This window comes from Nitriliruptor sp. (genome assembly GCF_040882075.1).
Classification (GTDB): Bacteria; Actinomycetota; Nitriliruptoria; order Nitriliruptorales; family Nitriliruptoraceae; genus Nitriliruptor.
On the sequence record NZ_JBBEBZ010000234.1, the window covers coordinates 1 to 9,390 of the forward strand.

General features: G+C 68.9%; 8 protein-coding genes. 1 reads left to right on the forward strand and 7 read right to left on the reverse strand.

The window, feature by feature from the left end:
• Positions 1-243: 243 nt before the first annotated feature.
• The 5 genes from WEB03_RS17055 to WEB03_RS17075 all read right to left on the reverse strand — a co-directional run bounded on the left by WEB03_RS17055 (position 244) and on the right by WEB03_RS17075 (position 3,797).
• A complete protein-coding gene (locus tag WEB03_RS17055; protein ID WP_368072122.1) occupies positions 244-1,179 on the reverse strand; it encodes an HNH endonuclease in 936 nt (311 codons plus the stop codon).
• Positions 1,180-1,266: 87 nt separating this feature from the next.
• Complete coding sequence (locus WEB03_RS17060; protein WP_368072123.1) at positions 1,267-2,577, reverse strand: tyrosine-type recombinase/integrase; 1,311 nt, start codon at positions 2,575-2,577, stop codon at positions 1,267-1,269.
• 99 nt (positions 2,578-2,676) lie between these two features.
• Entirely contained in the window at positions 2,677-2,946 is a 270-nt protein-coding gene (locus WEB03_RS17065; protein WP_368072124.1) for a hypothetical protein, read from the reverse strand.
• A 263-nt stretch (positions 2,947-3,209) separates the two neighbouring features.
• Positions 3,210-3,608: an RNA polymerase sigma factor gene (locus WEB03_RS17070; RefSeq protein WP_368072129.1), complete on the reverse strand. Its 399-nt coding sequence runs from the start codon at positions 3,606-3,608 to the stop codon at positions 3,210-3,212.
• Positions 3,609-3,797 (reverse strand): hypothetical protein, encoded by a 189-nt coding sequence (locus tag WEB03_RS17075; RefSeq protein WP_368072125.1) that lies wholly within the window; start codon positions 3,795-3,797, stop codon positions 3,609-3,611.
• 298 nt (positions 3,798-4,095) lie between these two features.
• Here WEB03_RS17075 and WEB03_RS17080 point away from each other — a divergent pair, with 298 nt between their 5' ends.
• Positions 4,096-5,289 (forward strand): Fic family protein, encoded by a 1,194-nt coding sequence (locus tag WEB03_RS17080; protein WP_368072126.1) that lies wholly within the window; start codon positions 4,096-4,098, stop codon positions 5,287-5,289.
• A 1,147-nt stretch (positions 5,290-6,436) separates the two neighbouring features.
• Here the strand turns inward: WEB03_RS17080 and WEB03_RS17085 are convergent.
• Both WEB03_RS17085 and WEB03_RS17090 read right to left on the reverse strand, forming a co-directional pair.
• Entirely contained in the window at positions 6,437-8,461 is a 2,025-nt protein-coding gene (locus tag WEB03_RS17085; protein ID WP_368072127.1) for a diguanylate cyclase, read from the reverse strand.
• A gap of 666 nt (positions 8,462-9,127) precedes the next feature.
• Positions 9,128-9,390: putative transposase (locus WEB03_RS17090; RefSeq protein WP_368072128.1), on the reverse strand; the 263-nt coding region annotated here is incomplete at its 5' end.

Here is a 9,390-nt window from a genome sequence, read left to right on the forward strand (position 1 = left end):
GGTTCAGGTCCGTGTGTCCGTAAGGACATGGGGGTTCAAGTCCCCCTCCGCCCACAAATGCGCAGCGGGGTCTGGCACCCAGCAGACGGCAGAATCACCCGAGCGCCCCCGCTCACCGCGGGGGCGTTTCGCATGCCGGTGACAACGGATTGACAACATCCTGCTTGCGGGCCGGTTGTCGCCCGGCCGCTTCGCCGCCCCGTGACACCACGATGACAACAAGCGCGACGCCGGCTCCGTTTGTTACCCGGCGGAGCGGAACCGTTCCCAGCGCCGCTCGAGCTCGTCGGGGCCCGGTCGGTCGGTGCGGCGTGTCGGGATGATCCGCAACTTCTGATCGTGGAACCCCTGCAGGCCATGGAGCAGCATGGGCCCATCGATCTCAGCCAGGATGTCATGGCGAACGACGACGTGCAGGTCGGGGCGGATCCCGAGGATGTGCCGGTCGAACGCCGCGTGGTGAAGCTTGCACAGCACCAGCCCGTTGGTCACGACCGGAGCGCCGCCGTCGGCATCCCCCACTATGTGGGCCGCCTCGACGAGCTCCCTGCGTCGTAGGCTGCAGATGGCGCAGCAGCTCCGGTAAGCACGCAGGGCCGCCTCGCGGAAGCGGGCCTGATGCATTCGCGCCTGCACGATCTGGGCGCGGTACTGCCGAGAGACCTCGTCGGCCGCCAGGTCATCGAGGTGGCGTGCACCGAGTTCCGTGAGGTCGAGGCTGAACTCCTGTGCCGTCGGATCGTCCCCGAACACGTAGACGGGGTAGAAGGGCCGGTAGAGGTTCGGGACCACGCCGAACCAGTAGACGAGCGGCAGTCGCCGGCGGTACGCGACACGGACGGCCTCGTTGTCGGCGGCGGCGGTTGCCCGAGCCCGGGCCGTCGCCTTATGCGGCGTCCGGTAGTGGTACCGGAACATGCCGTCGTCGCCGAAGCGGTCGTCGTAGGGCGGCGGGGTCCGGACCTTCGGTGGTGTCGTGGTGATGCCAAGCGCAGCGTCGAGCTGCTCTGGCTTGTGGATGCCACTGGCGTGTGAGAAGGGCTTGACGATCTGGCCATCGACGACGACCGGCTCTCGAGCAACCTCGACGGGCAGGACCTCGCCATGCAAGGCCTGGCGGCGCCGAAGCGCGTCGAAGTAGGTGGTCCGCACCCGCTCCTCGAACCCCTGTGTCGCCATCGTCGCTCCCGTGTCCCCGCAGCACCGTAGATCGCGGCCGACAGTGGGGCGAGCGACTCTGCCGGGGGCACACGCCCGGCTTGAGACTCATCCGGGCATCTTCGACGTCAGTGCCGAGCGATCCGCGAGGGGGCCTTGGCATCTATGTGGCGACACCGCGTACGAGCTCCTCGTCGATCGCGGTCGCGACGAGGGCTGCCGCGGATCGGTCGTCGCTGGGTCGGACGTGGGCGTAGAGGCTGAGGGTGATGCTGACGTCGGAATGGCCGAGCCGTTGGGCGAGCACTTCGGGTGAGACCGGGGCGCGAAGACCGGTGCGGTCGCGTAGGTGTGGCGGAGGCCGTGGACGTCGAGCGGCGGGGCGCCGATCTCCCGGGTGAGCCGGACGAAGGTGCGGTAGAAGCTGTCGGGGCGCAGCGGTCGACCGAGCGGGTCGGTGAGGACGAGCGGGCCGTGCGGATCGTCGATCCAGGCGGGTCCGGCACGCTGCCGTTCGTTGTGCTGCTGGCGGCGATGGTCGGCGAGCACGGTGAGGGTCTGGTCGTCGAGCGCGACGGTGCGGGTGGCGGCGTCGGTCTTGCCGTTCTGCTGCCAGATCAGCTGCCCGGTCACGACGGTCACCGTCTGCCGGCCGAAGGTGACGGTTCCGGCATCGAGGCCAACGTCGTTCCACCGCATCCCGAGGATCTCACCCCGGCGTGCGCCGGTGGTGCCGGCGAGCCGCCACGCCGCGTGGAGGCGGTCGTCGCGAACGTGGGTGAGGAAGCGCGCGAGCGTGGTCGCGTCCCAGGACTTGTCGCGGGTGTTGTGGGAGCGGGCCTGCTTCGCGGTCGGCGGATGGGCGAGCGATGCGACGTTGCGTGGGACGTGACCTCGTTCGGCGGCCTCCTGCAAGGCACGGTGGAGCATGCCGTGGACGTTGCGGACGGTCTTGGGTGCGAGCCCGCCGTGTCGGTCCGGTGAGCAGCCGTGCTCGCGGCAGGTGACCCCTGCCGTCGCGCACCGCCCGGCACGCTTGCCCTGGGTCTCGAGCTCGCGGTACAGCCGGTCGAGATGCTCGGGGGTGAGCGACTGCAGGGGCACGCCGCCGATGCGGGGGCCGATGTAGACGCGGGCGGACTGGCGGTAGTCGGCCATCGTGGTCGGCTTCTTACGCAGCCCGTCCAGCCACTGGGCGAGGTATTCGGCCAGCGTGACCCGTGACGGCTGGGTGTAGGTCCCGGCCGTCACCTTCTCGAGCGACCGCCGCAGGAACGCCTCCGCAGCGGCCTTGGTGGCGAACCCGCGCTTGCTCGTCTGGCGCCGCTCGCCCGTCAACGGGTCGGGCAGCGCGTCGAACACCACCCGCCACCGCCGCTCCCCGCGCTTGGTGGTGTACGCGTAGACGCTGCCTCGCACCCTCGCCCTCCCCGCCCGGTACTCGACCGTCCAGTCCGACAGCATCGGTGCGCCGCCGTGCCAAGGCGACACCGATGCGGTCGGACGTGTGGATAACCGTCAGCTCGGCGGCCTGTCTTCGACGCTGATGAACTGCTCGGCGGGGAGGCCGAGCTGCTCCAGGAGCCAGCTGGTCGGTACGAGCAGTCGCCGTCCGATCCGGATCGCCCGGATCTCGCCCCGGTGGATGCCTTCGTAGGTCTGGCGTCGTCCGATGCCGCGCAGCCGACCGGCGCGGGCCGGCGGCAGCGTCGGTGGCAGCAGCGAGGCACCGCCGATCGGGATGCGGGTCTGACGGGGGTCGGTCAACGGGGTCGGGTCGGTACTCATCGGAGCCTCCTGAGCGCCGCCGTCGATCGGCGGTCACTAAAGGACTCCCCCGCGAGGACGCGGATTGTGACAGCGATGCTCCAGGCGCACGACGGGTTCACGCCAGGTGCACGCTGGCCGGGTCTTGTCACGAGCCGGCTGACCACGCTGGTCGTGTCAGACCTCGTGTCAGACCTCGTGTCAGACCTCGTGTCAGCAGCGTTGCAGCGCTCGTTCCAGGGCCGGTGAGCGCACGCTGCGGGCAGACGTACTCTGCAGGCCGCTCATCGATGCTGTGACGACCGATAGTTCCAGCACCTCACTCGCTGGCGTGTTCGATGGCGGTCAGGAGTTCGGGCTCGTTGGTTTGGCCGATGCTCCAGGCCGCGATGCGGCAACTGGTCGCGGAGTCGGGTCATTGCCTTGCTGGTGAGCGACTTGACGATGCCATGAGCGCAGCCCATCTCGGTGGCGGTCTGGGCGACGTCGAGGCCGACGAAGAAGCGCAGCGCAATGACCGTGCGTTGGCGCGGAGGCAGCGCTGCGACGGCGTCTCGTACCGCCAGGGAGACGGCGGTCTCCTCGATGCGTGTGTCCGGTTCGCCGTGCCGCCGGTTGGCACGCCACTCCGCGCGTCGGCGGCGGTAGCGGGAGGTGGCGAGGTTGAGCGCGACCCAGCGCAGTCAGGTTCGGCGGTCGTGCATGGTGCGTACCCGCGGCCAGTTGGCGCAGGCGCGTTCCAGCGCCTCTTGGGCGAGCTCCTCCGCGATGTGGCGGTCGCCGGTCAGGAGGGTCAGCAGGCCGGTGAGCTGCGGATTCTCGGCCTCGCAGAAGGCGAGCTGCTCGTCCACCTGCTGTCCCCGTCCGGTCATGGCCGCATCCCGACTCCTCGCCCATCTCTGACTGGCGCCTTGCCCTAGTGGAACGCACGCCACCCGGTTCAGGTTCGCCTGCGATCCGGAGCTATTGCAGATCATCATGTTGTCACCGCTGACGCAGGCGGCACCATGATCGGAGACACACCAATGCATCATCTGATCCAGCCGGCTCGGTGAACCGTGTGGCAGGGACGCCGACGAGTCGCCCGGCCACGTGGGGAAAGCTGAACCACCCGACATGCTTAGTTCAGGTTGTGAGATAAAGTGAACCAACGGAGTCGGGAGGTTCAGGATGCGTGGGCGCTACGAGCGACGGACGTGGGAGTACGACCCGACCCTGTATGCGCCCGCCCGCTTCCGCCGGGCCTGCAACTACGACACGTTCCTGCCCGACCCCCTGGCGGACTTCGAGCCGACGCTCACAACGTCGACTATCGGGGTCGTCTCCGACGCGGAGCGTCGCCTGCAACGGCTCGGGACCGCTTCGACCGCGGCCCTGGGGCCGCTTGCCCGGCTGTTGCTGCGGACCGAGTCGATCGCGTCGTCGAAGGTCGAGGGCCTGCAGGTCGACGCTCGTGACCTCGCGCGCGGTGAGGCACGAGCCGACACCGGTGGGAAGCTCAACGCGACCACCGCCGAGGTGCTGGCGAACGTCGACGCGATGGAGCTCGCGATCGATGAAGCCACCAGTGCCGAGCCGTTCGGCCGCGATCAGATCGTGGCGATCCACCGGCAACTGATGACAGCCGCACCCAACGCGCGCGTCGCCGGACGGATCCGGAAGGTCCCGAACTGGATCGGCGGCAACGACCACAACCCGTGCGGTGCCGACTTCGTCCCGCCGCCGCCCGAGCACGTCGAGCCCCTGCTCGCTGATCTATGTGACGCGATGGCGGACGAATCGCTGCCGCCGCTCGTCCAGGCCGCGCTGGTCCATGCGCAGTTCGAGACCATCCACCCGTTCGATGACGGCAACGGCCGGACTGGCCGAACCCTGATCCACGTCGTGCTCCGGCGGCGCGGCCTCGCCGAGGTGTTCGTCCCACCCATCAGCGTCGTGTTCGCGCGCGACCGCGACCGCTACATCGACGGGCTGACCGCCTACCGAAACGGCGAGGTAGACGGCTGGATCGAAACGTTCGCGACCGCAACCGTCCAGGCAACCGACCTTGCCGCCTCCTACGTCGACGAGGTCGCTCAGCTGACCGAACGGTGGCGAGACCTGCTGCATGTCGCGTCCGACCCACGGGCAGACGCCGCAGCCTGGGCGATGATCGACCTGCTCCCCGCCCACCCCGTCATAACCGCCCCGATCGCCGGAGCGGTCACCGGACGCGCGAAGGCAGCCGTCCACAACGCACTCGACCAACTCGCCGACGCCGGCGTGCTCAAGCCCGTCGCCGGCGGCCGACGCAACCGTTCCTGGGAAGCCGCCGGACTCCTGGACCTGATCGCAGACCTCGAAGCCGGCGAGCTACCGACGTGAACCCCGGCACACATCACCGTGACTGCGGGCGGGTGGTCGTCATGCGGGCACCGCCCATAGCTGACGGGGCGGGTCCCGCGGGAGGACGGATACCGCGCCAGGTCAGTCATCTGCCTGTTAGCGGCATGACGTACCTACGAGGGTGAGATCGGAGGGTTGTCGGTGCCGGCGATCAACGGCCACGCGTCTTCGAAGTCGGTGCCTTCTCGTGTAATCGCTGACCGCGAGATGTTCGGGGCGTCAACACTGATTCACTTGCGTTCCACCTTCTCGTCTCGCTTGACGGACCCGGGCCATCTGGCAGTGCCAGCCCGTCCCGCCGTTGTCGAGGCTGCTCCTACCTTGCCTGCGTCTCCAGGTTCGGGCTGCCTCCAGCTTCACTGGTCTGCTGCGACAGACCCGCGGAGCGGACCTTCCATCCGCTCTCGGTTGCATAGCGCCTCGTGGCGCACCCATCGGTTTCCACAGGGGTCCTGTTCGAGGAGAGGGTGTAGATATTCCTCAGCCTCGCAGGGCCCCTGTGCCGCTCCTACGACCCTCCACCCCGCTTACTTCCCAAGCGCCGGCAAAGGTGGCGAACTGCTCCTCGATCTCGTGCCGGTTCGCCAGCCCCGTCAGTCGGTCCGTCTCCGCCAGCTCACGCAACGACCGGCCACGCCGGATCGTCCGCAGCACCCGTAAGCGCAAACCCGATCGACTGGGGATAGCACCATCCGGCAGCACCCGCCACAGCCGCATCGGTGGCACGGTTGCCAGCTGTCGTCCATGTGATCGTCGCGATTGTCATTCCCAGCTGGGGCCGGCCCGCGGCTGAGCATCCCTGCTCACCAACGAACGAGGGCGCCCACGAGGCAGGCGACGCCGACAGCCACGGCCTTGGGCGTCGCGGGAAGCGAACCGGGGTCGTCTGCTTGAGCTAGATAACAGCGGGCGGGCAGCCGCAGCGTTCGCTGAGGTGGCACGTACCAACGGGGAGTGGTCGCGGTTCGACGTGCCGCCGATGGCGTGCTGATCGCGCTGGCGGTGGGAGTCGGTGCACCGACAGTCAGGGCTATGCGCAGTGGGCTACCGCGGCTCACAGGCCAAGGTTCGCACTGGGAACCGACCGACGTTGATCCCGGTCCTTGCGGGGATGTCAGTCGTGTTCCTAGGGCACGATCTCGAGCACGGGGTCATCGGAGGCACGCTTACGAACATACATCTCAGCATCGGCACGGTGCAGTGCCGCGTCGAGGTCCTCGTCGGGGCCGATGAGAACTGCGCCGACGCTGTGGCCGACGGTCACCAACGAACCGGCAACCTCGACTGCCGGTTGGATCACCTCCACGCGGTCGAGCACGTCCTGCAGCCCGGCCGTGCCGTCGATCGGGGTGCACAGGATGACGAACTCGTCGCCGCCCATACGGCAGACGGTGTCGCTCCGCCGAGTCGCCGTGAGCAAACCGCGACCCATCTCCATCAGGAGACGGTCGCCGGTCTCGTGCCCGTAGCTGTCGTTGATCGTCTTGAACCGGTCCAGATCGATGAACAGCAGCCTGATGTCGGTGCCGTCGCGTTCCCGACGAGCCTGCGCGACCTGCAACCGCTCAGCGAGCGCCCGACGGTTGACCAGCCCCGTGAGGGGATCGTGGGAGGCGGCGGCGCGTAGCTCGGCCTCGAGTTCGCGGCGCTCGCTGAGGTCAACGACCTGGATGATCAGGTGAAGAGGTCGGTCCTGATCGTCGCGGACGAGGGCGATCGACAGTTCGGTCGGGAGCCGGTGTCCGTCGTGGTGTGGCAGCTGGCGTTCGACGCGGACCCGTGCGCGACCGTCCGGCAGGCCAGCGAGCAGGTCCCTCGAGGGGTCCTCGTGATCCTCAGCGAGGAGCGCGGCGCCGATCCCCGCAGTCACGAGGTGCTCGTGGTCGGGATACCCGAGCAGATCGCAGAGTGCGGAGTTGGCGCGCAGGAGCTCGCCGCTCGGCGCGAGGACCGCGACCCCGATCGGGGCATGCTCGAACGTCAGACGCGACGACCGCTCGGCGACCGTGATGCGTAGACGGGCGTCCTGCTGTTCGGTGATGTCATCCAGCGTCACGATCGTGCCCGTCGAGCCGTCGGCCAGAGGTGTCGGCGCCGCTCGTACGCTGTACCAGGCGTAGCCCCCCTCGGGAAGGCCATGGCCGACCGTCGCATCATGGCTCCGGCCGTCTCGGATCGCGGAGACGACGGGAAGCCGCTCGCGGTCGTAGGGGCGCTCGTCCTCGTCGACCACCTCGACGTGGGCCATGAGGTCACTCGCACTCCCGTGGATCGCGTCGACTCCGACCCCCAGGCGTGCGACGAACGCTTCCGCACCCGGGTTGGCGTGTAGCAGGGTGCCGTCCGGCGCGCGCAGCATCACAGCGAGGGGCAGCCCGTCGAGGATGGTCAGCAGTTGCTGGTCCCGAGTCTCGATCTCTCCCTTCAGGCGATGGTGGCCCAGAAACGTGATCGTCGAGAGCCCGACCAGTCCCAGCATCGGCAGCAGCGTTGCCAGGACGATCGTCGGTCGCTCTCCCAGCCCCAGGGCTCGCGCTAGAGCCACCGCCAACGGAGCCACGAACGGAACAACCAGGACGAACGGCAGCAAGCGACCGACCTGAGTTCGATCGGATGGATGCCGGACCAGAGCCCGGATCGGCCACCGGTCGTGTCCGAGTCCGGCGATGGCGAACGTGGTGAGCAGGGTCGCGGCCGCGACGGTCACGGGAGCAACACCCTTGAGCAGTGCGTCCCCCTGGTCAGCGAAGGCGTGGACGGTCAGGGAAGCCAACGGTGCGAGGACACCCGTGGCCAGCCCAAAGAGCCGCGGTACCACCAACCAGGGTGACCGCAGCAACGTCGCGAGCAGCGCCACGCCGAGCAGAACGTGGACCGTCGCGGCATGCCCGGCTGCCGGCCAACCAGCGGCGGGAGCGTCCCCGAGGGCACCACCTCCCACACCGGTGAGCGTGAGGCCGGACCCCAGCATCAGCACGGCACCGGACAGGATGCCCACCAAAGTCGTCGTTCGCGCAAGCCGGGTGCGGCCGCGCAGCGCGACGAGTACCGCCGTAGCCAGGAATCCGAGCACGATCGCCGATCCGGCGGGCATCGTGCCGTCCACGAGGAACCCGGTCCGCCCAGTCGGCAGCACCGGAAGGGCCAGCATCAAGGTGATGCTGACGAGGGCGAGCCGCGCGCACCAGCATGAGATGCTCAGACCGAATGCGCTGGGAACTGGTGGCACGGTCGCCACGCTGGGAGCGGACGATGCCATGCGTCTGCCTTCCCCAGGTGGTGGCCACGGTGCGAGCCCTTGCTCGTCCCTCGGCAGGTCCGTGCGGGCACCGAAGAAACGGCGTCGCGCTGTGCGCTGTGCAACCTCCAGGGTACGCCCCTGCACCTGCGCGCCGGCCCGAGCTCACCGTCCGCGTGGATGCCCTCGGCGCGGTCGGCTGCGAGAGCCAGGGGGAGTGCCTGATGGGTCGCGGTGGATCTCACTCCCCGGTCGAGGGAAGCCTCCAGACATCAGCTTCGTGCAGCAGCACCTTGCGCACCGTCGTTGGCCCGCCAGGCACGAGCCCCGGCTATGCCGGCCTTGCGCAACACTGACGTTGCACGCGAAGCCGCACACCACGGGCGTACCGTGGCCCCAGCCATCGACCCGCTGCTGAGTGACCGGATCCAGGCGGCCATGCGCGCCGTGGGCTCCAAGTCCAAACTTGCGGCCTACTTCGAAGTGGACCGCACCCTGCCGGGGCGCTGGGAGAGCGGCGAGGAAGCCCCGCCGGAGACTGCCCTGCGACGGATTCCAGGACTGGTGCCGTGTGGAAGTTCACGCAACGTCGGGGACGTCCTTGACGGTGTAGCGGAGCACGAGGTCGGTGCCGGGGTAGACGGTTTCGGTGTCGTTGAGCTGCTCGCACAGCGCAGCGAGTGCACGGGTGCGTCGGGGTGCTGAGGCGGGGTTGAGGGTGACGTGCAGGCGGCCGTCGGCGATCTGGAGGTCGCCGGCGAGAGTGAACGCTTCGCGGAGCAGGCTGCGGTGTGGCTGCACGCCCCGGCGGCGTTCGCGCCGGTGTTCTGGCCAGGGGCAGG

Bases quoted from the DNA above. Each gene is read 5' to 3' on its own strand.
- WEB03_RS17055 (WP_368072122.1), bottom strand. From the start codon at position 1,179: ATGGCGACACAGGGGTTCGAGGAGCGGGTGCGGACCACCTACTTCGAC.
- WEB03_RS17065 (WP_368072124.1), bottom strand. From the start codon at position 2,946: ATGAGTACCGACCCGACCCCGTTGACCGACCCCCGTCAGACCCGCATC.
- WEB03_RS17075 (WP_368072125.1), bottom strand. From the start codon at position 3,797: ATGACCGGACGGGGACAGCAGGTGGACGAGCAGCTCGCCTTCTGCGAG.
- WEB03_RS17080 (WP_368072126.1), top strand. From the start codon at position 4,096: ATGCGTGGGCGCTACGAGCGACGGACGTGGGAGTACGACCCGACCCTG.
- WEB03_RS17085 (WP_368072127.1), bottom strand. From the start codon at position 8,461: ATGCTGGCCCTTCCGGTGCTGCCGACTGGGCGGACCGGGTTCCTCGTG.